General features: G+C 68.3%; 25 protein-coding genes. 21 read left to right on the top strand and 4 right to left on the bottom strand.

The annotated features are described in order from the left end of the window. Positions 1-41: 41 nt before the first annotated feature. Both ACFWF2_RS21715 and ACFWF2_RS21710 read right to left on the bottom strand, forming a co-directional pair. The gene (locus tag ACFWF2_RS21715; RefSeq protein WP_379309248.1) at positions 42-860 is read right to left on the bottom strand and encodes an SDR family oxidoreductase; all 819 of its coding nucleotides are present in this window, start codon (positions 858-860) and stop codon (positions 42-44) included. Further along, complete coding sequence (locus ACFWF2_RS21710) at positions 857-2419, bottom strand: aldehyde dehydrogenase family protein (protein ID WP_379309247.1); 1563 nt, start codon at positions 2417-2419, stop codon at positions 857-859. Before ACFWF2_RS21710 ends, ACFWF2_RS21715 begins: the two co-directional genes overlap by 4 nt. A gap of 106 nt (positions 2420-2525) precedes the next feature. Between ACFWF2_RS21710 and ACFWF2_RS21705 the strand changes: the two genes are divergently transcribed. Next, positions 2526-3749, top strand: coding sequence for a PucR family transcriptional regulator (locus ACFWF2_RS21705; RefSeq protein WP_379309246.1), 1224 nt, complete (start codon positions 2526-2528; stop codon positions 3747-3749). Here the strand turns inward: ACFWF2_RS21705 and ACFWF2_RS21700 are convergent. Further along, positions 3734-4006, bottom strand: coding sequence for a DUF2277 domain-containing protein (locus ACFWF2_RS21700; protein ID WP_378849199.1), 273 nt, complete (start codon positions 4004-4006; stop codon positions 3734-3736). The two genes, ACFWF2_RS21705 and ACFWF2_RS21700, sit on opposite strands and share 16 nt — an antisense overlap. A gap of 97 nt (positions 4007-4103) precedes the next feature. Between ACFWF2_RS21700 and ACFWF2_RS21695 the strand changes: the two genes are divergently transcribed. After that, positions 4104-4958, top strand: coding sequence for a DUF1266 domain-containing protein (locus ACFWF2_RS21695; protein ID WP_379309245.1), 855 nt, complete (start codon positions 4104-4106; stop codon positions 4956-4958). Between the two features lie 23 nt (positions 4959-4981). Here ACFWF2_RS21695 and ACFWF2_RS21690 read toward each other — a convergent pair whose 3' ends face one another. Further along, complete coding sequence (locus tag ACFWF2_RS21690; protein WP_379309244.1) at positions 4982-5917, bottom strand: hypothetical protein; 936 nt, start codon at positions 5915-5917, stop codon at positions 4982-4984. A 276-nt stretch (positions 5918-6193) separates the two neighbouring features. Here ACFWF2_RS21690 and ftsH point away from each other — a divergent pair, with 276 nt between their 5' ends. From ftsH to ACFWF2_RS21595, 19 genes are all read left to right on the top strand, one after another. Then, positions 6194-8551 carry an ATP-dependent zinc metalloprotease FtsH gene (gene ftsH / locus ACFWF2_RS21685; protein ID WP_379309243.1) on the top strand — a complete coding sequence of 786 codons (2358 nt, stop codon included), beginning with the start codon at positions 6194-6196 and terminating at the stop codon, positions 8549-8551. A 117-nt stretch (positions 8552-8668) separates the two neighbouring features. Next, entirely contained in the window at positions 8669-9298 is a 630-nt protein-coding gene (gene folE / locus ACFWF2_RS21680; protein ID WP_379037598.1) for a GTP cyclohydrolase I FolE, read from the top strand. After that, the gene (gene folP / locus ACFWF2_RS21675; RefSeq protein ID WP_379309242.1) at positions 9295-10164 is read left to right on the top strand and encodes a dihydropteroate synthase; all 870 of its coding nucleotides are present in this window, start codon (positions 9295-9297) and stop codon (positions 10162-10164) included. Before folE ends, folP begins: the two co-directional genes overlap by 4 nt. Beyond that, positions 10161-10583: a dihydroneopterin aldolase gene (folB, locus tag ACFWF2_RS21670; RefSeq protein WP_379309241.1), complete on the top strand. Its 423-nt coding sequence runs from the start codon at positions 10161-10163 to the stop codon at positions 10581-10583. The genes folP and folB overlap by 4 nt, the downstream gene beginning before the upstream one ends. Beyond that, positions 10580-11119 carry a 2-amino-4-hydroxy-6-hydroxymethyldihydropteridine diphosphokinase gene (gene folK, locus ACFWF2_RS21665; protein WP_379309240.1) on the top strand — a complete coding sequence of 180 codons (540 nt, stop codon included), beginning with the start codon at positions 10580-10582 and terminating at the stop codon, positions 11117-11119. Before folB ends, folK begins: the two co-directional genes overlap by 4 nt. Continuing rightward, positions 11113-11586, top strand: coding sequence for a DUF3180 domain-containing protein (locus ACFWF2_RS21660; RefSeq protein WP_379309238.1), 474 nt, complete (start codon positions 11113-11115; stop codon positions 11584-11586). Before folK ends, ACFWF2_RS21660 begins: the two co-directional genes overlap by 7 nt. A gap of 68 nt (positions 11587-11654) precedes the next feature. Beyond that, positions 11655-12668, top strand: a complete 1014-nt coding sequence (locus ACFWF2_RS21655) for a DUF6779 domain-containing protein (protein ID WP_379309237.1) — start codon at positions 11655-11657, stop codon at positions 12666-12668. Positions 12669-12983: 315 nt separating this feature from the next. Continuing rightward, entirely contained in the window at positions 12984-13898 is a 915-nt protein-coding gene (locus tag ACFWF2_RS21650) for a Rossmann-like and DUF2520 domain-containing protein (RefSeq protein WP_379309236.1), read from the top strand. Then, positions 13898-14854 carry a pantoate--beta-alanine ligase gene (panC, locus tag ACFWF2_RS21645; RefSeq protein WP_379309235.1) on the top strand — a complete coding sequence of 319 codons (957 nt, stop codon included), beginning with the start codon at positions 13898-13900 and terminating at the stop codon, positions 14852-14854. The genes ACFWF2_RS21650 and panC overlap by 1 nt, the downstream gene beginning before the upstream one ends. 14 nt (positions 14855-14868) lie before the next feature. Continuing rightward, a complete protein-coding gene (gene panD, locus ACFWF2_RS21640; RefSeq protein WP_110041391.1) occupies positions 14869-15288 on the top strand; it encodes an aspartate 1-decarboxylase in 420 nt (139 codons plus the stop codon). 19 nt (positions 15289-15307) lie between these two features. Beyond that, entirely contained in the window at positions 15308-16090 is a 783-nt protein-coding gene (locus tag ACFWF2_RS21635) for a type III pantothenate kinase (RefSeq protein ID WP_379309234.1), read from the top strand. Between the two features lie 162 nt (positions 16091-16252). Beyond that, a complete protein-coding gene (locus ACFWF2_RS21630; RefSeq protein ID WP_379309233.1) occupies positions 16253-16849 on the top strand; it encodes a cysteine dioxygenase in 597 nt (198 codons plus the stop codon). Positions 16850-16857: 8 nt separating this feature from the next. Continuing rightward, positions 16858-17280, top strand: a complete 423-nt coding sequence (locus ACFWF2_RS21625; protein WP_189031176.1) for a rhodanese-like domain-containing protein — start codon at positions 16858-16860, stop codon at positions 17278-17280. Positions 17281-17598: 318 nt separating this feature from the next. Further along, positions 17599-19065 (top strand): lysine--tRNA ligase, encoded by a 1467-nt coding sequence (lysS, locus tag ACFWF2_RS21620; RefSeq protein WP_379309260.1) that lies wholly within the window; start codon positions 17599-17601, stop codon positions 19063-19065. 115 nt (positions 19066-19180) lie between these two features. Then, entirely contained in the window at positions 19181-19543 is a 363-nt protein-coding gene (locus tag ACFWF2_RS21615) for an Lsr2 family protein (protein WP_019044650.1), read from the top strand. A 298-nt stretch (positions 19544-19841) separates the two neighbouring features. Next, positions 19842-20456 (top strand): FHA domain-containing protein, encoded by a 615-nt coding sequence (locus ACFWF2_RS21610; RefSeq protein ID WP_379086881.1) that lies wholly within the window; start codon positions 19842-19844, stop codon positions 20454-20456. A 122-nt stretch (positions 20457-20578) separates the two neighbouring features. Further along, positions 20579-21175 (top strand): DUF1772 domain-containing protein, encoded by a 597-nt coding sequence (locus ACFWF2_RS21605; protein ID WP_379309232.1) that lies wholly within the window; start codon positions 20579-20581, stop codon positions 21173-21175. An 81-nt stretch (positions 21176-21256) separates the two neighbouring features. Next, complete coding sequence (locus ACFWF2_RS21600; protein WP_379309231.1) at positions 21257-22192, top strand: esterase/lipase family protein; 936 nt, start codon at positions 21257-21259, stop codon at positions 22190-22192. A 281-nt stretch (positions 22193-22473) separates the two neighbouring features. Continuing rightward, positions 22474-24983, top strand: a 2510-nt coding sequence (locus tag ACFWF2_RS21595) for an ATP-dependent Clp protease ATP-binding subunit (RefSeq protein WP_379309230.1), incomplete at its 3' end; no start/stop codon positions are given.

Genomic DNA, 24983 nt, shown 5'->3' with positions numbered 1-24983 from the left:
GGCCGCGGCGAGCCATGCGCGCGCGGCCGGATTCCGGGCATTCAGCTCTCGCGAGCGCGTTCCTCGTAGGCGCGCCGCGCCGACCTGTCGACATCATCGAGGAAGGCCGTGCGTGAACCAAGCGCCCGGCCGAGACCGTCACCGACGGCCTCGGGCAGCAGGTTCACGAACCGGGACAGATAGCCCGCGAACGCCGACACCCGCACCTTCGAGCGCGGCGATCCGATCAACCCCTCGATCGCCGCGGCGATCTGCTCCGGTTCGGCGGGCTTCAACAACCAGTTGCCCTTCACCCCGGCGCCCAGCTCGGTCTTCGTCAGTGTCGGCAACACCGCCGAGAACCGCACGCCCGACCCGCGATACTCCTCGCGCAGGGTGTCGGTGAAGCCGAGCACCGCGTGTTTGCTGGCGTTGTAGGTCGCCAGCCCGGGGATGTGCGTCTCGCCTGCCAGTGAGGCGATATTGATGACGTGCCCGCGCCCGCGCGGCAGCATCCGGGCCAGACCGAGCTTGGACCCGAGAATCACGCCGTAGATATTGATCTCGAGAATCCGGCGGGTCACCCGGTCGGGCTCGTCGACCAGCAGGCCGGTCGGCATGATGCCCGCGTTGTTGATCAGCACATCGATCGGGCCGACGGTGCGCTCGACCTCGTCGAGGAACGCCTCGAACGAGACCGGATCGGTGACGTCGAGCGCGCCCGACAGCGCGAAATCGCCTGCCGCTTTCACCGCGGGCTCGTCGATGTCGCCGATCGCCACCCGCGCGCCGAGCTCCCGCAGCCGCGTGGCCGTCGCGAGGCCGATGCCGCGGGCGCCGCCGGTGATCACGACGACGAGATCGCGGACCGCCGGGCTCATTTGCCGCCCTTGAGCCGCCACACCGCGGGCAGGTCGATCCGGCGGATGCCGCGCGCACCGGCGACCCGCATCGCGCTGACCATGACGACGAGCTTGTTCATGTCGTACGGGTACCAGAACAGCTCTTTGCTCATGGTCGGGATCTTCGGCTTGGTCATCGCCTGCGCGCGGCAGTACTTGCGCAGGCCCGACGCCCCGCCCCAGCGCGCGCCGACACCGGACAGGCCCCAGCCGCCCATCGGCATCGCCGGGTTGAACAGGTTGGAGAACACGTCGTTGATGTTGACCGCGCCCGCGTCCAACTGCCTGGCCACCCGCTCGCCGCGCGCCTTGTCCCCGGTCCACACCGACGCCGACAGGCCGTAGATCGAATCGTTGGCCAGCCGGATCGCCTCGGCCTCGTCGGCCACCTTCATCACCGGCAGCGTCGGCCCGAAGGTCTCCTCCGCGACACACGACATGGAATGGTCGACGTCGACGAGCACGGTCGGCTCGAAGAAGGTGCCGACGCCGGTGCGCTTGCCACCGGTCGTCGCCCGCGCGCCCGCCGCGATCGCCTCGTCGACGTGGCGCTGCACGATGCGCACCTGGTTCTCGTTGGCCAGCGCGCCCACGTCGTTCTTGGATTCGCGCCCGTCCTCGCCCAGGCGCAGGGCGGCGACGGCAGCGGTCAGCTTGGTGACGAACTCGTCGTAGACCGGCGCCTCGACGTAGACCCGCTCCACCGAGATGCAGACCTGCCCGGCGTTGAACATGCCGCCGAAGGCGATGCCGTGCGCGGCGCGGTCGATGTCGGCGTCGGCCAGCACGATCGCCGGGTCCTTGCCGCCGAGTTCGAGGCTGTAGGGCACCATCCGCTCGGCGCAGGCGGCGGCGATCTTGCGGCCGGTCGCGGTGGAGCCCGTGAACTGGATGTAGTCGGCGTTCTCGACGACGGCCGCACCGGTCGCGCCTGCGCCGGTGACCACCTTGAACACCGGCGGCGCGCCGATCTCGGCCCAGCCGCGGGCCAGCTCGACCGCCGACAGCGGCGTCACCTCCGACGGCTTGAGAATCACCGCAGCGCCCGCGGCCAGCGCGGGGAACACGTCGATCGCCGGCATCGCGAGCGGGAAGTTCCACGGCGTGATCACGCCGACCACGGGGTAGGGGCGGTAGGCGACGGTCAGCGACTTCACCCGCGCGAGCGGGCTGTGCGGGGAGGGGTGCTCGTCGGCGAGGAACTTGCCCGCCCGGCGCGCGTAGTAGCCGAGGAGGTCGACGGCGAAGGCCGGGTCGATGAGCGCGTCGACGCGCGGCTTGGCGGTCTCGGACTGCAGGACCGCGGCCAGATGCTCGGTGTTGTCGATCATCCAGTCCTGCATCTTCAGCAGCCACTTCTTGCGGCCCTCCGGCCCGATCGCCTCCCATTCGGGCTGGAAGAGGCGCAGTTCCCGGACCGCGGCCGCCACCTCGTCCGGCGCGACGATCGGCACCGAGCCGGTCTGTTCGCCGGTCGCTGGATTGCGCACCGCGATCACCTGGGCTTCGGCCGCGGCGGTCTGGTCGAGTTCGGTCACTGTCGTGCTCCCCACTGCGTTGTGTGATTCAGTTCACCAACTATCAGCCTGGCACAATGAGGGCACGGATTCTTGGCCGTTCCCGTCAACGAAATCGGATTATTTGGTGTCTGGAGAACAAATCGGCGAACAGGTGCGCGGCTGGTTCGCCGAGTTCGTGCTCGAACTGCTGCGCACGCAGACGCTGGAGCGTGTCGTCGCGCGCCTCGACGCGGCCGTGCTCGCCGATTCACCGGAGCTCGACGACCCCGATCTGCGCCGGGACCTGGCCGCCAGCACCCGCGCGCACGCCAGGGTGGTGCTCGGCGGACTCGCCACCGACACCGACGATCTCGCGCTCCCCGAGGAAGCGCATGTCCTGGCCAGAACCATCGCCCGCCGCGGCCTCGACGTGCGGGTACTGCTGCGCGCCTACCGGGCGGGTCTGGCCGAGGCGCTGGCGGTGATGACCGAGACCGTCGGCGAAGGTCAGTTGCCGCCGGAACTCGAGCGGGCGGTCCTGCTGCGGATGTTCGAGCGATCGACCACCTGGATGGGACTGTCGATCGAGGCGCTCACCGGCACCTTCATGGCCGAACGCGAACGGGTGCTGCGCGATGCGCTCAACACCCGTACCGAACTGGTGCGCGCGCTGCTGGCCGGCACGGTGGTCGATGTGGATCAGGCCTCGATCGGGCTCGGGTACCGGCTCTCGCAGCGTCATCTGGCGTTTCTGCTGTGGACCGGCGACGCGGGCGGCGAGGAACCGGGCGGCCTGCTCGACCGCGCCGCGGCCAGGATCGCCTCGACGCTCGGCGCGACCGGTCTGCTCACCGTCGCCGCCAGCGCGAGCGGGCTGTGGGCCTGGGCGGCCGTCGACGACGACGCCGAGATCGCCGAGCGGATCGCGCGCTGCGAGGTGGCGGCGCCGGTGCGGGTGGCGTTCGGGATGCCGGGCGCGCACGTCGACGGGTTCGTCGCCAGTCATCGGGAAGCGGTGGCCGCGCGGCGGGTCGCCGAGCAGGGCAGCCGGACGGTCACCAGCTATCGCGAGGTGGAGATCGCCTACCTGGCCGGGGTCGACACGGCCGCGATGCGCGGGCTGATCGCCCGCGAGCTGCGCGGACTCACCGGAACCGACCCCGTCGCGACGCGGTTACGCGCGACGCTGCACGCCTATCTGCGCGCGCAGCGGAGCCCGGAGGAAGCGGCGCGCCTGCTCGGCGTGCACAAGAACACGGTGCGGTACCGGATCCACCGCGTGGAGGAAATCCTCGGACATCCGGTGTCCGAGCGAGCGATGGCGCTGGAGATAGCGCTGGATTGCGTCGCCGCCTACGGCGTTTCCTGAACGACGCCGTCCCTGGCCGCGATGCGGCGCAGCGGCGGTTCGGTCGGCGGTGGCACCCGTCGATCGGGGAGCTCGGCGAGCAGTGTCGTCGTCGCCGCGGCGATGGCGGCGACGGCCTTGTCGACCGCGGGCTTGGTGGTGCTGCTCAGCCCGGAGATGCCGCCGACTTTGCGCACATATTGCAAGGCGGCAGCGTAGATCTCCTGCTCGGTGGCGGCAGGCTCCAGACCACGCAAGACGGTGATATTTCTACACATGTCAGAACAATAGACCTGTGGGGCAGATCACGGCAGGCCAAGAAAGCAGATTCGCTCCTCGGCCCCGGAAGGCACCCGCCGCACTAGACTCGGCCGCATGCCTGCCAGGGGAGTACCAGCGCTGACCACCTTTCCGTACCCGGAACTGGACGAGCGTGAGGAAGACCACTGGTCCGGTGCCGGTGTGAGCGACGATGAACTTCGCGCGCTCGCCCTCGGCGCCTTCTATTCCACCCGCTGGGACGCCTTCCACGACGCGATGCTGCTCGGCCCCGAGCGCGAGCACCCGCTCGGCGACCGCCGCGAACTCGCCATCGACACCCTCACCGGCGCCTGGGGCATCACCGACGGCACCGAGGCGCGCGCGTCGATGGAACAGCTCCTCGAAGGCATGCACGCCCCCCTGTACTCGCTGGTGCACCCGCTGGTGATGGCATCGATCAACGCCAGCGAACGCGACCGCTTCGGTGAACGCGCCGACCGGCACCGCGCGTTCCTGCGCCAGGTCGGTTCCTTCCGCGGCATGGACAACCCCGAGGCGCTGGTCCGCGACTACGACATCTGGGCCCAGGCCATCAAGATCGGTTTCACCGACCACCTGGCCCGGCCCCTGCCCAACGACATCCACGCCTGGGACCTGGCCCGCGTCATCGCGGTCGCCAGAATGGCGTTCACCGCGGGCTACATCGACGCCGACGTGGCGTGGGAGTACGCGATGCGGGCACTCGCCCCCGCGCAGCGCCGCTACCGCAACTGGCGCCAGTTCGGCGACGCCTACCTCGCGGGCTGGACCTACTGGCAGGCCACCGAGGACCTCGCCGAACTGAAGAACGGCGGCGTCGACCGCCGGATGGAACTGCTACGGCTATGGACCCGCCCGACCAGCCCGTGGCGCCGGATCGAACTCAACGAGCCCGAGCAGAAGACCGAAACCGAGGCCGAACCGAATTGAGCGTTCGGTCCGGCCGGTCGGAGCTACAGGCTGCGGAGAATCCCGCGGCCGTAGCGCTGGAACTGGGTGTCGTCGACCATGCCGAGCGAGTGCCGCTCGACCAGTAATTCCCATTCGGCGTAGAGCTGGGAGACGCCGGGATCGGCGGGCCCTGCGGCGCCGTCGGCGGCCTGCCTGCGCACGGCGAAGTTGACCGCGCAGGTCACCCGTTCGGTGTCGGCGCGGTCGGCGCCTGCGAAATGCAGTGTCCTGTTGCCGTCGCTGACGTCCATGCCGGAGCCGCCGTGCCGTGTGTCGATCTCACCGGGCGCCGAGCGAGCGCCGTCGACGGTGCGTGCGCCGAGGATCGCGGCGACGGCCAGCTCGTGTGCGTAGCGCTCGCCGTTGCCGAGGGAGATGAACAGCAGCCTGGTGGTGGTCGCCGCGAGCAGACCGGTGCCGGTGCCCGCGGGTGGTGTAGCCACGGCGATCGCGGTTTCCAGCACGTATTCGTCGGGGGTGACGTAGCGGTGCAGCGCGTTGACGGCCGTGCGGGACTCCTTGCGCGGCGCCATTCGGCGGACCGCGCGCTCGACATCGGCCCTGGCCGGGCCCGACTTTCCCCATTCCGGCGCGGGCGGGGTGAGATCAGGCGCGGCGATATCGATGCGCTGGGTTGCCATGATCTGGTCGTTGATCCGGTCGACGATGCCGAGCGCGGCAGGCACGTCGTGTTCGGCGATGAGGACAGGAAGTGGGGTGCGGTCGGCGGGAACGCCGGTGAGCACCGGAGTGGGATAGCGCAGGAAGATCTCGATGACGACCGCGTCGTCGGCGCGCCGGTTCAGCCGCACTTTGAGCAGGTCGGCGATGGGAACATCGAGAACCCGCTCGCCGTCGGTACCCGGCCGCAGAACGGTGAGCCGTCCACGGCCGTGGCGCAGAATCGCTGTGGGTGTTCGTAGCTCGACGATGTCCATACCCCCTGCGCTGTAGTTGTGTCGTCGCCCACGATAAGCCGGGCATGACATGATTGTGGCCACTTGCAACAACGCGTTCGGAGCTTTCGGGAACCGTTCCCCAGCTCTGAACGTTGACCAGTGCAACTGCACCAGCAGCCGAACTGCGCGATGTATCGAACTAGACCGTACGCGGTAACGTGGCATGTCCGCATCCGAAACCCGCCGATCTCGACGCTTCGCTAGGCACACCCGGAGAAATAACCGGAAAGGACTGGGCCGTCCGGCCGACGCTCTATGAACCGCAAGACAGTGTTTCGCACTTTGGCGATCATCTCGGGCATCATGCTCATGATCTGGCTGTTCAGCTTTCTCAGCGATGACACGCGCGGCTGGGAGAGTGTCGACACTTCCGTGGCGCTCAGCCAGCTGGAGGACAAAGCCAATGTCAAGAACGTCCAGATCGATGACAAGGAGCAGCAGCTCCGCATCGAACTGAACAACGGCAACGAGGCGACGAACAACAACACCAAGATCGTCGCCAAATACCCGGGCGGCGGTGAGACATCGGCGCAGATCTTCGACGCGGTGCAGAACTCCGGCGCGAAGTACGACACGGTGGTCAAGCAGGAGAGCTGGCTTTCCCAGCTGCTGCTGTTCATCGTGCCGATGGTGTTGCTGGTCGGCCTGTTCATCTTCGTGATGTCGCGCATGCAGGGCGGTGGTCGCGGCGGCATGATGGGCTTCGGCAAGTCCAAGGCCAAACAGCTGTCCAAGGACATGCCCAAGACCACCTTCGCCGATGTGGCAGGCGCCGACGAGGCCGTCGAAGAGCTGTACGAGATCAAGGATTTCCTGCAGAATCCGGCCCGCTACCAGGCGCTCGGCGCGAAGATCCCGAAGGGCGTTCTGCTCTACGGTCCCCCCGGTACCGGCAAGACGCTGCTCGCGCGCGCTGTCGCCGGTGAGGCGGGCGTCCCGTTCTTCACCATCTCCGGTTCGGACTTCGTCGAGATGTTCGTCGGTGTCGGCGCCTCGCGTGTGCGCGACCTGTTCGAGCAGGCCAAGCAGAACAGCCCCTGCATCATCTTCGTCGACGAGATCGACGCGGTCGGCCGCCAGCGCGGCGCAGGCCTCGGCGGCGGTCACGACGAGCGCGAGCAGACGCTGAACCAGCTGCTCGTCGAGATGGACGGCTTCGGTGACCGCACCGGCATCATCCTGATCGCGGCGACCAACCGCCCCGACATCCTCGATCCAGCGCTGCTTCGCCCCGGTCGCTTCGACCGGCAGATCCCGGTCGGCAATCCCGACCTGGCCGGTCGCCGCGCGATCCTGCGTGTGCATTCGCAGGGCAAGCCGATCTCGCCCGACGCCGACCTCGAGGGTCTGGCCAAGCGCACCGTCGGCATGTCCGGTGCCGATCTGGCCAACGTCATCAACGAGGCCGCGCTGCTCACCGCGCGTGAGCACGGTTCGCTCATCACCGGCGAATCGCTGGAGGAGTCGGTCGACCGCGTCATCGGTGGCCCGCGCCGCAAGAGCCGCATCATCAGCGAGCACGAGAAGAAGATCACCGCCTACCACGAGGGTGGCCACACCCTGGCGGCCTGGGCGATGCCCGATATCGAGCCGGTCTACAAGGTCACCATCCTTGCCCGCGGCCGCACCGGCGGCCACGCCATGACGGTGCCCGAGGACGACAAGGGCCTGATGACCCGCTCGGAGATGATCGCCAGGCTGGTGTTCGCGATGGGTGGCCGCGCGGCCGAGGAACTGGTGTTCCACGAGCCGACGACCGGCGCGTCCTCCGATATCGACCAGGCGACCAAGATCGCGCGCGGCATGGTCACCGAGTACGGCATGAGCGCCCGCCTCGGCGCGGTCCGCTACGGCCAGGAGCAGGGCGACCCGTTCCTCGGCCGCTCGATGGGCCAGGGCTCGGACTACTCGCACGAGGTGGCCCGCGAGATCGACGAGGAGGTGCGCAACCTGATCGAGGCAGCGCACACCGAGGCCTGGTCGATCCTGAGCGAGTACCGCGAGCAGCTCGACGCGCTGGCGACCGCGCTGCTCGAGCGCGAGACCCTGCACCGCAAGGACCTCGAAGAGGTGCTGGCCGGCGTCGAGAAGCGACCGCGGATCACCGCGTTCAACGATTTCGGTGACCGGCTCCCGTCCGACAAGCCCCCGGTGAAGACGCCGGGCGAGCTGGCCGCCGAGCGCGGCGAGCCGTGGCCGCCCGCCCAGCAGGAGCCGGTGCCTGCCGGCGCGCCGCTCGAGCCCGCCAACGGCTACCCGGCGCAGCCGCCGCAGTACGGTCAGCCCGCGCCGCCTGCCACGGGCTACCCGCTGCCCGCCGCGCCGACCCAGGCGTTCCCGCGTCAGTCGGGCACGCACGGTTCGCGGCCCGACTACGGCGCCCCGGCCGGTTGGTCGGCGCCGGGCTGGCCGCCGCGCGAGGAGCCCCAGCAGCCGCAACAGCCGCAGGCCCCGCAGGGCCAGGGCAATGCGTGGGGTCAGCCGGAGCAGCCGCGGTACGCGGGCGATGGGTTCCAGCCGTGGGGCGAGCCGACCGCGCCGCCGCAGCAGCAGCCTGCGCCCGGCGCCGATCCGGAGAACAACGACTGGGAAGGGCCGAACGGCCGCCGCTGACGGCGGGCCAACTACGCTCGACCGTCGGATGCCGGACGATCACCGGCGTCGACATGTGGAGGTGCGGAGAAGTTGTCGGCCAACAAGAAGGTCGCTGAACCAGTAGGGAACGGGTCGATCGCCGACGGCGAGCTCGGCTCGACGAGCCCGAAGGACCTGACGGCGCTGGCGACCGGTCGCCCGTTCGACCAGGACCGAGCCGAGCGCGCGATCAGGGAACTGCTGCTCGCGGTCGGCGAGGACCCCGACCGTCCCGGTCTGCAGGACACCCCCGCCCGGGTGGCCCGCGCGTACCGGGAGATGTTCGCCGGGCTCTACACCGAGCCCGACGAGGTGCTGGCGACGACCTTCGACGAGGGTCATCAGGAACTCGTGCTGGTCCGCGACATCCCGATGTACTCCACCTGCGAGCACCACCTGGTGTCGTTCCACGGCGTCGCACACGTCGGGTACATCCCCGGCACGCACGGCCGGGTGACCGGTCTGTCCAAGCTGGCCCGCGTCGTCGACCTCTACGCCAAGCGCCCCCAGGTGCAGGAGCGTCTGACCAGCCAGATCGCCGACGCGGTGATGCGCAGGCTGGAGCCGCGCGGCGCGATCGTGGTGATCGAGGCCGAGCATCTGTGCATGGCGATGCGCGGCATCCGCAAGCCCGGCGCGAGCACCACCACCTCGGCGGTGCGCGGCCTGTTGCAGACCAATGCCGCCTCGCGAGCCGAGGCGCTGGACCTGATCCTGCGCAAATGAGCGAGCCCCTCGTGACCACGCGCAATGGCCGCTCGTGTGTGGTCATGGGTGTGGTGAACGTGACCGGGGATTCGTTCTCCGACGGTGGTCGCTATCTCGATCCCGATCTCGCCATCGCGCACGGTATCGCGCTCTATTCGGCGGGCGCCGACATCGTCGATGTCGGCGGTGAGTCGACCAGGCCGGGCGCCGACCGGGTCGATCCTGCCACCGAGGCGGCCCGGGTCGCTCCGGTGATCCGCGGACTGGTCGCCGCCGGTGTGCCGACCAGTGTCGACACCATGCGCGCCGAGGTCGCCGAGGCGGCGCTGACCGCCGGGGTCTCGGTGATCAACGACGTCTCCGGTGGCCGCGCCGACCCGAACATGGTGAAGCTCGTCGCCGAGTCCGGCGTGCCGTGGATCCTCATGCACTGGCGGGCAGGCGCCGACTACCGGCACACCGGCCCGGCCGACCACTACGACGACGTCGTCGCCGAGGTGCGCGCCGAACTCGCCGCGCAGGTCGACCTGGCCGTCGCCGCCGGTGTCGACCCGGACCGGCTGATCCTCGATCCCGGCCTCGGCTTCGCCAAGAACGCCGAGCACAACTGGGAACTGCTCGGCGCGCTGCCGGAACTGGTCGCGGGCGGCCTGCCGATCCTGATCGGCGCGTCCCGTAAACGTTTCCTCGGCGCACTGCTGGCCGACGAGTCCGGCCCGCGTCCGCCGGACGGCAGGGAGACCGCCACCGCCGCGGTCTCGGCGATCGCCGCCAGCCAAGGCGCGTGGGGTGTCCGGGTGCACGACGTGCGTGCCTCCCTGGACGCGATCGCCGTTGTCGACGCGTGGCGCCGAGCCACCGCCGCCCGAGGAGTCACCCGATGAGCTCACCGTTGCTGCCCCCGCCCGCGGGCAGGCCCGCGACCTCCCGGATCGAACTGCGCGGGCTGCGCGTGTTCGGCAGACACGGCGTGTTCGACTTCGAGCGCCGCGACGGTCAGGAGTTCGTCGTCGACCTGACGGTATGGGTCGATTTCGCGGCGGCCGCCGCCTCCGACGACCTGGCCGACACCGTCGACTACGGTGCGCTCGCCGAGCGCGCGGTGCGCATCGTGGCCGGTCCGCCGCGCGATCTGATCGAGACGGTGGTCTCCGAGATCGCCGACGACGTGATGACCGACCCGCGGGTCGAAGCGGTCGAGGCGGTCGTGCACAAGCCGTCGGCGCCGATCCCGCACACCTTCGCCGACGTCCGCGTGGTGGCAACCCGCTTCCGCACGGCGGAACCGGGGCCGCGCCGATGACGCGCGCCGTCCTGTCGATCGGCTCGAACCTGGGCGACCGGCTCGCGCATCTGCGCGGTGTCGTCGACGCGCTGGGGGAGCGGGTGCTCGCGGTCTCGCCGGTCTACACGACCGCCCCGTGGGGCGGCGTCGACCAGGACGACTACCTCAATGCCGTTGTCGTGGCCGAGGATCCGGCCTTCGACGACTACGCCTGGCTGCGCTTCGGCCAGGAGCTCGAGCAGGCGGCGGGCCGGGTCCGCGAGGTGCGGTGGGGTGCGCGCACACTCGACGTCGACGTGGTGACGTGCACCGACGCCACCGGCGCCGCCATCGCCCGCGACGCCGATCCCGCCCTGATCCTGCCCCATCCCCAGGCATACAACCGGGCCTTCGTCCTGGTCCCGTGGCTCGACGTCGACCCGTCGGCGCGACTGCGGGTCGACGGCGCCGACGTACCGATCGCCGAGTTGCTCGCCGGCCTCGATCCGGCCGAGCGTGCCGGCGTGGTGCGCACCGACCTCGTGTTGCGGGACGAGAGCGCGCGCCCGTGCTGAAACCGACCCGGGTGCTCGATCTCGCGCTGAACGTGGTTGTCGCCGCGGCGATCGCCTGGGTCGCCACCCGCTTCGCGTATTCGACCTTCCCGTCGATCTCGGTGGCGGCGGGCGCCTCGCTGCTGCCGGTCGCCGCGATCGAGGCGGCGCTCGGCTACGTCATCAAGGCCAAGATCGCCGACGAGAAGATCGGCGACGGGACCGACGAACTGCATCCGATCAATGTGGCGCGCGCGGTCGCCCTGGCGAAGGCCTCGCTGCAGGTCGGTTCGCTGGCGGCGGGTGTGTGGCTGGGATTCCTGCTGTGGGTATTCCCACAGCGCGGCACCGTGACGGCGGCCGCGGCGGATTCGCCGGGCGCGGTGGTCGGTGTGCTGGCTGGTTCCGCCCTGGTTGCTGCGGCTTTGTGGCTGGAGTACTGCTGCCGGGCGCCGGAGGAACCGCCGGACGAACCCGCTACCACCTAGCAATTTGCGAATGGAATCACCGCGCAGTTTGGTGGGCCGACCAGCATATTCCGGCTACCCTGGCCCACATGGTTTCACCCTCCCGTAGCACTCCGCCCCGTCGACGGCGGGACGACGCGGGAAAGCTCTTCATCGGCGTGCTCATCCTGCTCGGTCTGACGGCAAGTGTTTTCCTGATCTTCAGCGAGAACGTCCAATATGTACGAGTAGGCCTGGTAGCGGCCCTGTGGGCGGCCGTGATCGGCGCCCTCGCGGCCACCCGGTATCGCAAGGACTCCGCGGTCGACAAGGCCAAGGTGCGCGATCTCCAGACGGTGTACGAGTTGCAGCTCGAACGTGAGATCAACGCGCGCCGCGAGTACGAGATGGGCATCGAGGCGCGGGTGCGCGCCGAAGTCGGCGCCGACACCTCCGAGATCGCCGCCCTGCGCGCCGAACTCGCCCTGCTGCGCCAGAACCTGCAGGTCCTGTTCGACGGCGCGCTCCCCGACGAGCAACTGGCCCTGCAAGCCGACGCGGTCCGCATCGACGCCCTGCCCGCCGCGGGCTTCGACGCCTTCGACGACGCCGACCACGATTTCGCCGATAGCCCGGTGGATGCCAACGCCGCCTGGTTCGGCCCGTGGCAGCAACCCCCCAGCGCGCTGAAACCGGTCTTCATGCAACCGGTTTCGGCCAATTTCGCCGACCCCTACGACGACCCGGTCACCGCCGAGACCTCCGCGGTCCAGCTCGACGACTACGCCGAAGCCCAGCAGGCCGAAGCCGCCGCCGCGCAACCCGCCGAGCCTGCCCCGGCCCCGGCCAACGGCAAGACCCCGCCGCCGCGCCTGTCGTCCCCGAACACCAGGAAGATCGACGACCTGGGCGAGACGGTCACCCCCGCCACCAACGGCGCGCCTGCCCAGAACGGCACCCCGGAACCCGCGCCCACCGGCACCACCACCTCGGCCGAGCCGACCACCGGCCCGACCGTCGGCACCAGCTCCCGCCGCCGTCGCCGCGCCGAAGAAGAGGGCGCCCCACGCCTATCCGTGGCCGACATCATGGCCAACCTCGAATCGGAGTCCACCTCCCGATAGTGAAAGTCAGCCGATCCTTGGATCAGACCGGCGATCACTGATTTCGCAATGCACATGGGTAACTCGCCGGGTACGGGCAACCGCAACCCGCGCCACGACCACAGGCCGCCGACGTCACTGAGCCAACGCCCGAGTCTGGCCAAGAGTCGCGGGGAGGCGGTTCAGAGAGCTAGATCACGTGATGGGTCCGTGGCGTCGCGTGGGCACCGCCCGATATCCTCGATCCGTAACGTCCGGTACCCGCATTGCGGGACTGGAACGCAAATCGAGAGGACAATGTTGACCTCGAGAAGTGTCAATTCCGATGGCGCGAACGTGGGTGTCGACCCTGCGCCCGCACGACTGACGGTGGGAATCGTCTCGGCGGGACGGGTGGGTTCGGCTCTGGGTGTCGCGCTCGAGCGAGCCGGTCACGTGGTGTTCGGTGTCGCCGCGATCTCCGATGCCTCGGTGCACCGGGCGCAGACGCGGCTGCCCGATTCCCAGATCCTGCCGGTCGAGCAGATCGCCCAGCGCAGTGAGTTGTTGCTGCTCGCGGTCCCCGATGCCGAGCTGGCTGGCCTGGTCCGTGGTCTGGCGAGCGCGAAAGTCGTCCGCCCCAGCACGATCGTGGTGCACACCGCGGGCGCGAACGGCGTCGGCGTGCTCGCGCCGCTGACCGAGCAGGGCGCGCTCGGCCTCGCCATCCACCCCGCGATGACCTTCACCGGTCACGACGAGGACATCGACCGTCTCGCCAACGCCTGCTTCGGCATCACCGCCGCCGACGAGGTCGGTTACGCGATCGGCCAGGCGCTGGTCATCGAGATGGGTGGTGAACCGGTCAAGGTGTCCGAGGATCAGCGCACGCTGTATCACGCGGCTCTGGCCCACGGCGCGAATCACCTGGTCACGATCATCGTCGACGCGGTCGCCGCGCTGCGTGCCGCCATGGCGGGTCCCGGCCTGCTCGGTCAGCCCGTGGTCGACGACCAGCCCAACGGCCTGCCGGAACGTCTGCTCGCCCCGCTCGTCTCGGCCGCGCTCGACAACGCGCTGCGCCGCGGCGGCGCCGCGTTGACCGGCCCGGTCGCCCGCGGTGACGTCGCCGCGGTCGCCGCGCACCTGACCGCACTGGAGTCGCTGGACGAGCGCCTGGCCGCGGCCTATCGCGCGATGTCGCTGCGCACCGCCGAACTCGCCAAGACCAATCCGGCCCTGCTGGACCTGCTCGCCAAGGAAGGCCACTGATGGAACCCAGAGAAGTGCACCACCACCAGGGCGGCCCGCGGGCGACCGGCGCGTACAAGCCCGGCGTGCTGACCGTCCATCACGACCCCGAGGTGCTCGACACGGTGACCAAGGCGCTGCGCGGCGCCGGTCGCACGGTCGGTTTCGTGCCGACGATGGGCGCGTTGCACGAGGGCCATCTGCAGCTGATCCGCCAGGCCAGGCTCACCAACCAGGTCGTGGTCGTCTCGATCTTCGTCAACCCGCTGCAGTTCGGCGCCAACGAGGATCTCGGCGCCTACCCGCGCACCCTCGACGCCGATCTCGAACTGCTCCGGCACGAGGGCGTCGACCTGGTGTTCGCGCCGACCGTCTCCGACATGTACCCCGACGGCCCGCGCACCACCGTGCTGCCGGGCCCGCTCGGTGCCGAGCTAGAGGGCGGAAGCAGGCCGACGCATTTCGCGGGCATGCTCACCGTCGTCGCGAAGCTGCTCAATATCGCGCACGCCTCCGAGGCGTACTTCGGTGAGAAGGACTACCAGCAGCTCACGCTGATCCGGCAGATGGTCCGCGACCTGAACATGGACGTCAAGATCGTCGCCTACCCGACGGTCCGCGAGCCCGACGGTCTCGCCCTGTCCTCGCGCAACCGCTACCTCGACGCCGCCCAGCGGGAATCGGCGCTCGGCCTCTCGGCCGCGCTGGCCGCGGGCAGGCACGCCGCCGGTCTCGGCCCCGAGGCGGTCGTGCGGGCGGCGCGCGGCGTGCTCGACGCGGTCGACGGCATCGAGGTCGACTACCTCGAACTGCGTGACAGCAACCTGGGCCCCGCGCCCACCGCGGGCAATGCCCGGCTCCTCGTCGCGGCCAAGGTCGGCGGGACCCGCCTGATCGACAATGCCCCGATTGTCCTCGGCGCCCAGCTCGACGGGCACCCCGACGCGAACTCCCTGCCTGCCTCGCAGGCGCACTGAGAAAGGCGACGACGATGTTGCGCACCATGATGAAGTCGAAGATCCACCGTGCCACGGTGACCCATGCCGACCTGCACTATGTGGGTTCGGTGACCGTAGACCAGGATCTGCTCGACGCCGCCGATCTGCTCGAGGGCGAGCAGGTCTGCATCGTCGACATCGACAACGGCGCCCGCCTCGAGACCTACGTGATCGCGGGCGAGCGCGGTTCGGGCGTGATCGGGATCAACGGCGCCGCAGCCCATCTCGTGCACCCCGGTGACCTGGTCATCCTCATCGCCTACGGCCAGATGGACGAGCAGGAACTGCGCGACTACGACCCCAAGGTGGTCTTCGTCGACGACCGCAACCGCCCCGTCGAGCTCGGTTCGGACCCGGCGCACGCGCCCGAGGGTTCCGGCCTGACCTCCCCGCGCTCCCTGTCGTTCGCCTGAGCGCGGCGGGGGGACTGCGATGCTGCTGACAATCGACGTCCGCAACACCGGAATCGAACTCGGCCTGTTCTCCGGCAGCGGCGAGCACGCGAAACTGGCGCGGCACTGGCGAATCCACACCAACCCGCTGCTCACCGCCGACGAGTTCGCCATGCAGGTGCGTGGCCTCGTCGGCGACGAGATCGACCAGGTGGTCGGCGTCTCGGCGCTGTCGACGGTGCCACCGGTGCTGCGCGAGCTGCGCACGATGCTCGCGCGCTACTGGGCGCACGTGCCGCACGTGCTGGTGGAGCCCGGTGTGCGGACCGGTATCCCGCTGCTGGTGGACAACCCGAAGGAAGTCGGCGCCGACCGCATCGTCAACTGCCTTGCCGCGTTCCGCCACTTCGGCGGGCCCGCGATCGTTGTCGATTTCGGCACCGCGATCTGCGTCGACCTGGTTTCGGCCAAGGGCGAGTTCCTCGGCGGCGTGATCGCGCCCGGCGTGGAGATCTCCACCGAGGCGCTGGTCGAACGCAGCGCGCTGCGCCGTGTCGAACTCACCCGCCCGCGCTCGGTGCTGGGCAAGAACAGCATGGAGTGCATGCAGTCCGGCGCCGTGTTCGGTTTCGCGGGCCTGGTCGACGGCCTGATCGACCGGATTCGCGACGAGTTCGACGCGTTCTCCGGCACCGATGTCACCGTCGTCGCCACGGGCGCCGGCGCGCCGCTGATCGTCCCGGAATCGGAGACGATCGATCAGCACGAGCCGCACCTGACGCTGACCGGCCTGCGCCACGTCTACGAACGCAACAAGAAGTGACTGTGGTGCAGGTCATTTTCCCCGTAGCGCGCGTCAACTGCTAAACTCACGCTCGTGTCCTTCCGTGTGAGCACCCAGGAGTGTTGTCGAGGCTGACCTGCCTCGACCGTTCGAGGCTGACGTTTTTCCCTCGACCGATTCACACCTCCTGGAGATTCGCTCATGCGTTCTTCTGTCCTTTCCCTTTCGTCCGCGCGCGACGGCTATTCGGCGACACCCCCGCTCGACCGGGCGGTGGCTTCGGCATTGCCGACCCGATTGCGGCCCGCTGACCTGCTGCGACTCACCGACGAAGGCGCCGAGGACGTCCTCGCGGGCCGCTATGACCACCTGCTGCCCGCCGACGGCGTCTGGCCGGCGGAAGAACGCTGGGCCACCCGGCTGATCGCCGACGACGAGGTCGATGTCTGGCTGATCAGCTGGACGCCAGGAAAATCCACCGAATTGCACGATCACGCCGGTTCCCTCGGCGCCCTCACCGTGCTCAGCGGGGCGCTCTCGGAATTCCGCTGGAATGGCTCGGAGTTACGCAGGCGCACGCTCGCCGCGGGCGATCAGGCCTCGTTCCCGATCGGCTGGGTCCACGACGTGGTGCGCGCGCCCGCCGCCGCCGAATCCGTCGGTCCGCTCGATCCCACGCTGAGCGTGCACGCCTATTCCCCGCCGTTGTCGGCGATGTCCTATTACGAGGTGACCGGTCACGGCACCTTGCGGCGAACCAAAACCGTCCTCACGGACCAGCCCGAAGGTGACCTGTGATGAGTCGTTTGACGATTGATCAGATGCTCGAGAACGCCCGCGCCGACCTACGCAGGCTCTACGTCTACGACCTGCCATCGGCATTGGCCAGGGGCGCGATTCTGGTCGACATCCGCCCGGCGGCGCAGCGCGTTCGTGAGGGTTCACTGCCCGGCGCGCTGGTCATCGAACGCAATGTCCTGGAATGGCGCCTCGATCCGACGTCGTCGGCCCGTTTGTCGCTGGCCGCCGACCACGACGTGGAATGGATCATCTTCTGCTCGGAGGGCTACACCTCGAGTTTGGCCGCCGCCTCGTTGCAGCAGCTCGGTTTGCATCGGGCGACCGACCTGATCGGTGGGTATCAGGCGCTGAAGTCCGCGGGGCTGTTGACCGTTGCGGTCGGAGCGCCGCACTTTGCTCGTGAGGTGAATGCGCTGGCCTCGCTGTAGCAGCGCCTTGGCCGCCGACCGGGCGCCTTGACCGGCATCCCGGCCACCGCTCTTCGGGGTGGCGGGTGGGGGGTGAGTTGGGTTGTCTGCGTGCGGATTCGGAGCCTCCAGTGGCGGAGGATTGTTTCGATGGTGTGACGTGGATTGCATTCGGCCGAGGAATGGCCGGTGCGATGTCCGGTTTCCGTCTAGTCGTCTGTGCCCAGGTCGCTTATACATTTTCGGCGCACGCTACTGTTGTCGGATGTGAGCACCCCTAACCCCGCCGCAACCGGCCGCGCCGTCAGTTCCGCCGTGGACAGTGATGTCCCCGAGCAGATGCGGATTCGCCGGGACAAGCGGGAGCGGCTGCTCGCCGAGGGTGGTGAGGCCTACCCGGTGGTGGTGCCGCGCACCCACACGCTGGCCGAAATCCGGGCCGCCTACCCGGATCTGGAGCCCGACACCCAGACCGGTCTGCAGGCAGGCATCGCGGGCCGCGTCATTTTCGTCCGTAATACCGGCAAGCTGTGTTTCGCCACGCTGCAGGAGGGCGACGGCACCAAGCTGCAGGCGATGATCAGCCTCAACGGCGTCGGCGCCGACGCGCTGGCCGCCTGGAAGTCCGACGTCGACCTCGGCGACTTCGTCTACGTGCACGGCGAGGTCATCTCCTCGCGCACCGGTGAATTGAGCGTTATGGCCGATTCCTGGTCGATGGCGGCCAAGTCGCTGCGGCCGCTGCCGGTGGCGCACAAGGAGATGAACGAGGAGTCGCGCGTCCGGCAGCGCTATGTCGACCTGATCGTGCGCCCCGAGGCCAGGGAAATGGCCCGTACCCGCGTGAACGTGGTCCGCGCGCTGCGCACCGCGCTGGAGCGCCGCGGCTTCCTCGAGGTCGAGACCCCGATGCTGCAGACCATCCACGGCGGCGCCGCCGCGCGCCCCTTCGTGACCCGTTCCAATGCCCTGGACATGGAGTTGTTCCTGCGTATCGCGCCGGAGCTGTTCCTGAAGCGCTGCGTGGTCGGTGGCCTGGAGAAGGTCTTCGAGATCAACCGGAACTTCCGCAACGAAGGCGCCGATTCGACCCATTCGCCCGAGTTCGCGATGCTGGAAACCTACGAGGCTTACGGCACCTACGACGACTCGGCGACGATGACCCGGGAATTGATCCAGGAAGTCGCGCAGGAGGCATTCGGCACCCTGCTGGTGACGCTTGCCGACGGTACGGAATATGATCTGGGCGGCGAGTGGACGACGGTCGAGATGTATCCGTCGCTGTCGGAGTCCATCGGTGTCGAGGTGACGCCGGAAACCAGTGTCGAGGAATTGCTCGCGCTGGCCGATCGGGTCGGTCTGGAAATTCCCGCGGGCAAGGGCTACGGACACGGCAAACTTGTCGAAGAACTATGGGAACATGCGTATGGCGACAAGCTCTACGCACCGACTTTCGTCCGTGACTTCCCGGTCGAGACCTCACCGTTGACCCGTCAGCATCGCAGCAAGTCCGGTGTCACGGAGAAGTGGGACCTGTATGTTCGCGGCTTCGAGTTGGCAACGGGCTATTCGGAGTTGGTCGACCCGGTGATCCAGCGCGAACGGTTCGTCGATCAGGCGAGGCTGGCTGCCGCTGGTGACGACGAGGCCATGGTGCTCGACGAAGACTTCCTCGCCGCGATGGAACACGGCATGCCGCCGACTACCGGAACCGGTATGGGAATCGATCGCTTGTTGATGGCACTCACCGGTTTGGGAATCCGGGAAACGATCCTGTTCCCGATTGTTCGTCCGGCTAGTCGCTGACCAGTCAATTTGCGGGGCGAAGGCCTCGTGTTGGAATTTTCGTAAATCGAGGTATTCTTGCCTCGGGTATTCGGCCTGGAGGCAGGCTTGACGATTTCGAGAGGACGTTCATCTCATGGCAAAGAAGGTCACCGTTAGCCTGATCGACGATGTCGACGGTGAGTCCATCGCGGACGAAACCATCGAGTTCGCTATCGATGGCGTGTCGTACGAGATCGACCTGTCGGAGGCTAACGCGGCGCGCCTGCGCGAAGGCTTGGACGAGTGGGTCGCCAACGCCCGTCGCGTGAGTGGCCGTCGCCGGGTGAAGGCGGCAGGCGCCCCCGCGCCGCAGGGCAAGAGCCGTGTTTCCATGGACCGGGAACAGAGCGCCGCAATTCGTGAATGGGCCCGCCGCAAGGGCCACAAGGTCTCCGCCCGCGGCCGCATCTCGGCCGACATCACCGAGGCGTACAACAAGGAAGTCGGCAAGGCCTGAAGTTTTCGACGGCGGTCCGGGGTTGCTGACGCGCGATCCCGGGCCGCTTTCTCGTTGCCGGTGTTCCCCCAGGTCGGGACACGCGGCGGCTGTCTCCCAGGGAGATAGACTGATGTTCGTGCGCAAGGTTTTTCATGTCGGCAGACGCCGGCCATTCGACCTGATCTGGCGAGTACATGGGTAACTCACCGGGTACGGGCGAACTGGCCACGCCCTCCACCACCGGCCGCCGACGTTTCAGGCCACGCGCACAAGTCTGGCCTGAATCGCGGAGAGGCGGGACAGCGCAGTGACCGGAATGGCGAGTTCGTTTCTTCGGTATACCGATGACACCGGGCGACAGCACGAGCTGCCGCTCGAGCCTACGCAGCAGCGTTTCACTATCGGCCGCAATGTGCAGGCCGACCTCGTCCTAGGCTGGGACGCCGAGGTCTCACGGCTGCACGCCGCGGTCGAGCATCTCGGCGCGCACTGGACCATCGTCGACGACGGCCTCTCCCGCAACGGTACCTTCGTCAACGGCGAGCGGCTGATCGGCAGGCGCAGACTCAGCCCAGGCGACCGTATCCGCGTCGGCACCACGCTGGTCCATTTCTTCGATTTCGGCGGCGTTGTCGACGACGCGACGCATACCGCCTCCGGCTCGATACCCACCATGCGCTCGCTCACCGAGACCCAGCGCGCGGTGCTGATCGCGCTGTGCCGCCCGTACAAGCACGGCACCGGCTTCGCCACACCCGCCTCCAATCAGCAGATCGCCGAGGAATTGTTCCTCTCCATCGACGCGATCAAGACCCATCTGCGCGCCCTGTTCGCGAAGTTCGGGGTGGAGAACCTGCCGCAGAACCAGAAGCGCACCCGGCTGGCCGCGCTGGCCATGCAGAGCGGGATGATCTCCGACCACGACCTGTAGGCGACGCTCGCGCAGGTGCGTGAGCGTCTGAACTATGTCGGCGACACGCGTTACACGGTTGACTGAGTCGTATCACCGGAGCGCAGGGATCGAGCTCCGGAAGACGAGTCAGGAGACATCTCATGTTCGCAGTTCGGATGGCCGCGATGGTTATGGCCGTGCTCAGTACCGGGCTGATCGCCGGCGTGTTCTACGCCTACGCGATCTCGGTGATGCCGGCGCTGGCCCGAACCGAGGATCGCACGTTGATCGATGTCATGCAGAAGATCAACGTGGTGATCATCAACCCGTGGTTCATGCTCGGCTTCCTCGGCACGGTCGGGTTCACCGCGCTGGCGGCGGTGCTGAGCCTGGGTTCCGAGCACCGCACGACGCTGGTCTGGCTCGGAATCGCCGTGGCGCTCAACGTGATCGCCTTCGGTGTCACCGCGGCGCTGAACGTGCCGCTCAACGACGCACTAGCGGCGGCGGGCGACCCGGCGGCCATCATCGACACCGCGGCGGTGCGCGCCGACTACGAGGCGGCCTGGGTGCGCTGGAACATCCTGCGGGCGGTGCTGCACACGGCGGCGTTCCTGGTGCTGTGCGGCGCGCTGTTCGCCGCCGGTGTGCAGCAGGGCAAGTCGAGCGCCGCGGGTGTGGTTGCCGGACAGCAGGTTTCGCAGACCGCGGCGGCGCCCATGGCGGGCGGGTTCGCCGCGGCGCCGTACCGGCGCTGATGGCGATCTGCCAATAGGGCCACGCGATCACTGGAACGTGTTCCATGATGAGTGGAACACGTTCTAGTGAGGAGTCGTTTCATGCGACGTAGTTCGAGATCGTTGCTGGTACTGGCCGCGGCAGCCCTGCTGACCTGGGCGACCGCAGGCGCCGCCGCCGGGTATCCGGTCGACTACAACTTCTTCGCCGGGATCGCACCGGAGCTGGCCAACCCCGGCGGGTCGCTCCCCGGTGCGAACGATCCCGGCTGTGTCCCCTCGGCCGAGCATCCGAACCCGGTGGTGCTGCTGCACGGCACCGGCGGTGGCGCGCAGACGAACTGGGGCGTGTACGCCCCGCTGCTGGCCAACGAGGGCTACTGCGTCTACTCCCTCACCTACGGCGCCTACGGCCTGCCGTGGCCGGTCTCAGCGGTCGGCGGGATGCGGCCCATCGAGCAGAGTGCCGCCGAGGTGTCGGTCTTCGTCGATCGGGTCCTCGCGCGCACCGGCGCCGCGCGGGTCGACTTCGTCGCGCATTCACAGGGCAACATCGTCGGCAACTACTACATCAAGCGTCTCGGCGGCGCGGCCAGGGTCGACAAGTTCGCTGCCATCGCACCGCCGTGGCTGGGCACCAACGCCCTGGGTGCGGGCGACATCGCCGCCTACAGCCGGGCACTCGGCGCGGGTCCCGCCTTCGACGCGGTCGCGACGTCGCTGTGCCAGGCCTGCGGGCAGATGCTCACCGGCGACGAGTTCATGGCTGCGCTCAATGCCGACGGCGTCTACGACCCGCAGGTCAGCTACACCAATATCGTCACCACTCTCGACGAACTGATCGTCCCGCACACCTCGGGCCTGGTCCCCGCGCCCAACGCCACCTCCCATGTGGTCCAGGACGGCTGCGCCCAGGACTACTCCGAGCACATGGCCATCGCCGGCAGCCCGCGCGCCGCAGGTCACGTCCTCAATGCCCTGGATCCGGCCCGTCAGGCCCCTGTTCCGTGCGAGTTTGTGCCGCCGTTCACCGGGTAGTGCCGTCATCGGTTCGACATATTTCGCTGTAGGCAAAACTCGAGCGGAAACGAATGCCGCGACGTGCGCGTTATGAGTGAATGACCATGTTGCCGCCGGTCATCAATAGGGTGGACCGGCGGCGGCGGGACCCCCTGCCAACTAGAGTGGATGGCGGGGGCCGCAACCCCCGGGCTTCATGGCAGGCTGACGGCGACAGTTGTCGGTCCGACGCCCTAGGTTGTACCGAGCACACTGCGGCGTCTGTTGCCAGAATGTCGGAGCAGGAGAGTGAGGGAGCGATGTTCGAGAGGTTCACCGACCGCGCGAGGCGTGTCGTTGTCCTGGCCCAAGAAGAGGCCCGGATGCTCAACCACAACTACATCGGCACCGAGCACATCCTGCTTGGGTTGATCCACGAGGGCGAGGGCGTGGCGGCGAAGTCGCTGGAGTCTCTTGGCATCTCGCTGGAGGGTGTGCGCAGCCAGGTCGAGGAGATCATCGGTCAGGGCCAGCAGGCGCCGTCCGGTCACATCCCCTTCACCCCGCGCGCCAAGAAGGTGCTGGAGCTGAGCCTGCGCGAGGCGCTGCAGCTCGGCCACAACTACATCGGTACCGAGCACATCCTGCTCGGACTCATCCGTGAGGGCGAGGGCGTCGCCGCCCAGGTTCTGGTCAAGCTCGGTGCCGACCTGAACCGCGTCCGTCAGCAGGTCATCCAGCTGCTGTCCGGGTACCAGGGCAAGGAGCCCGTCGAGGGTTCCGGCTCGCGCGGTGAGGCGGGCACTCCGTCCACTTCGCTGGTGCTCGACCAGTTCGGCCGCAACCTCACTCAGGCCGCGCTCGAGGGCAAGCTCGACCCCGTCATCGGCCGCTCGAAGGAAATCGAGCGCGTGATGCAGGTGCTGAGCCGCCGCACCAAGAACAACCCGGTCCTGATCGGTGAGCCCGGTGTCGGTAAGACCGCCGTCGTCGAGGGCCTCGCGCAGGCCATCGTCAACGGCGAGGTCCCCGAGACCCTCAAGGACAAGCAGCTCTACACCCTCGACCTGGGTTCCCTGGTCGCGGGCAGCCGCTACCGCGGTGACTTCGAAGAGCGCCTGAAGAAGGTGCTCAAGGAGATCAACACCCGCGGCGACATCATCCTGTTCATCGACGAGCTGCACACGCTCGTCGGCGCGGGTGCTGCCGAGGGCGCCATCGACGCGGCCTCGATCCTGAAGCCGAAGCTGGCCCGTGGCGAGCTGCAGACCATCGGCGCGACCACCCTCGACGAGTACCGCAAGTACATCGAGAAGGACGCCGCCCTGGAACGCCGCTTCCAGCCGGTGCAGGTCGGCGAGCCGACCGTCGAGCACACCATCAACATCCTCAAGGGTCTGCGCGACCGCTACGAGGCGCACCACCGGGTGTCCATCACCGACGGTGCCCTGGTCGCCGCCGCGACGCTGGCCGATCGCTACATCAACGACCGGTTCCTGCCGGACAAGGCGATCGACCTCATCGACGAGGCGGGCGCGCGCATGCGCATCCGCCGGATGACCGCTCCGCCGGACCTGCGCGAGTTCGACGACAAGATCGCCGACGCCCGCCGCGAGAAGGAAAGCGCGATCGACGCGCAGGACTTCGAGAAGGCCGCGCGCCTGCGGGACAAGGAGAAGCAGCTCGTCGCCAAGCGCGCCGAGCGGGAGAAGCAGTGGCGTTCCGGTGACCTGGACGTCGTGGCCGAGGTCGACGACGAGCAGATCGCGGAGGTGCTGGCCAACTGGACCGGTATCCCCGTCTTCAAGCTCACCGAGGAGGAGACCACCCGTCTGCTCCGCATGGAGGACGAGCTGCACAAGCGGATCATCGGCCAGGAGGATGCCGTCAAGGCCGTCTCCAAGGCGATCCGCCGCACTCGCGCCGGCCTGAAGGATCCGAAGCGTCCGTCCGGCTCGTTCATCTTCGCCGGTCCGTCCGGTGTCGGTAAGACCGAGCTGTCCAAGGCGCTGGCGAACTTCCTGTTCGGTGACGACGACGCGCTCATCCAGATCGACATGGGCGAGTTCCACGACCGCTTCACCGCATCGCGGCTCTTCGGTGCCCCTCCCGGGTACGTGGGCTACGAAGAGGGCGGCCAGCTCACCGAGAAGGTGCGCCGCAAGCCGTTCTCGGTGGTGCTGTTCGACGAGATCGAGAAGGCGCACCAGGAGATCTACAACACCCTCCTGCAGGTGCTCGAGGACGGCCGTCTCACCGACGGTCAGGGTCGTACGGTCGACTTCAAGAACACCGTGCTGATCTTCACCTCGAACCTGGGCACCTCCGACATCTCCAAGGCCGTCGGTCTGGGCTTCACCCAGTCCAACGCCGAGGGTTCGAACTACGAGCGGATGAAGCTCAAGGTCAACGACGAGCTGAAGAAGCACTTCCGCCCCGAGTTCCTCAACCGCATCGACGACGTGATCGTCTTCCACCAGCTCACCAGCGATCAGATCGTGATGATGGTGGACCTGATGATCGGCCGCGTCGCCAAGCAGCTGAAGAACAAGGACATGGCGATCGAGCTGACCGACCAGGCCAAGAGCCTGCTCGCCAAGCGCGGTTTCGACCCGGTCCTCGGTGCGCGTCCGCTGCGTCGCACGATCCAGCGCGAGATCGAGGACCAGCTGTCGGAGAAGATCCTCTTCGGCGAGATCGGCGCGGGCCAGACCATCGTGGTCGACGTCGAGGGCTGGAACGGCGAGGGCCAGGGCGAGGACGCCAAGTTCACCTTCACCGGCAAGGCGAAGCTGACCAAGGCACCCGCGGGCGACGACAAGCCCGAGGT

Origin of the sequence: Nocardia sp. NPDC060259 (assembly GCF_042728775.1) — a bacterium.
Classification (GTDB): domain Bacteria; phylum Actinomycetota; class Actinomycetes; order Mycobacteriales; family Mycobacteriaceae; genus Nocardia.
Note: the sequence above shows the minus strand (reverse complement) of the source record. Positions and strands in the feature narration are given on the sequence as shown.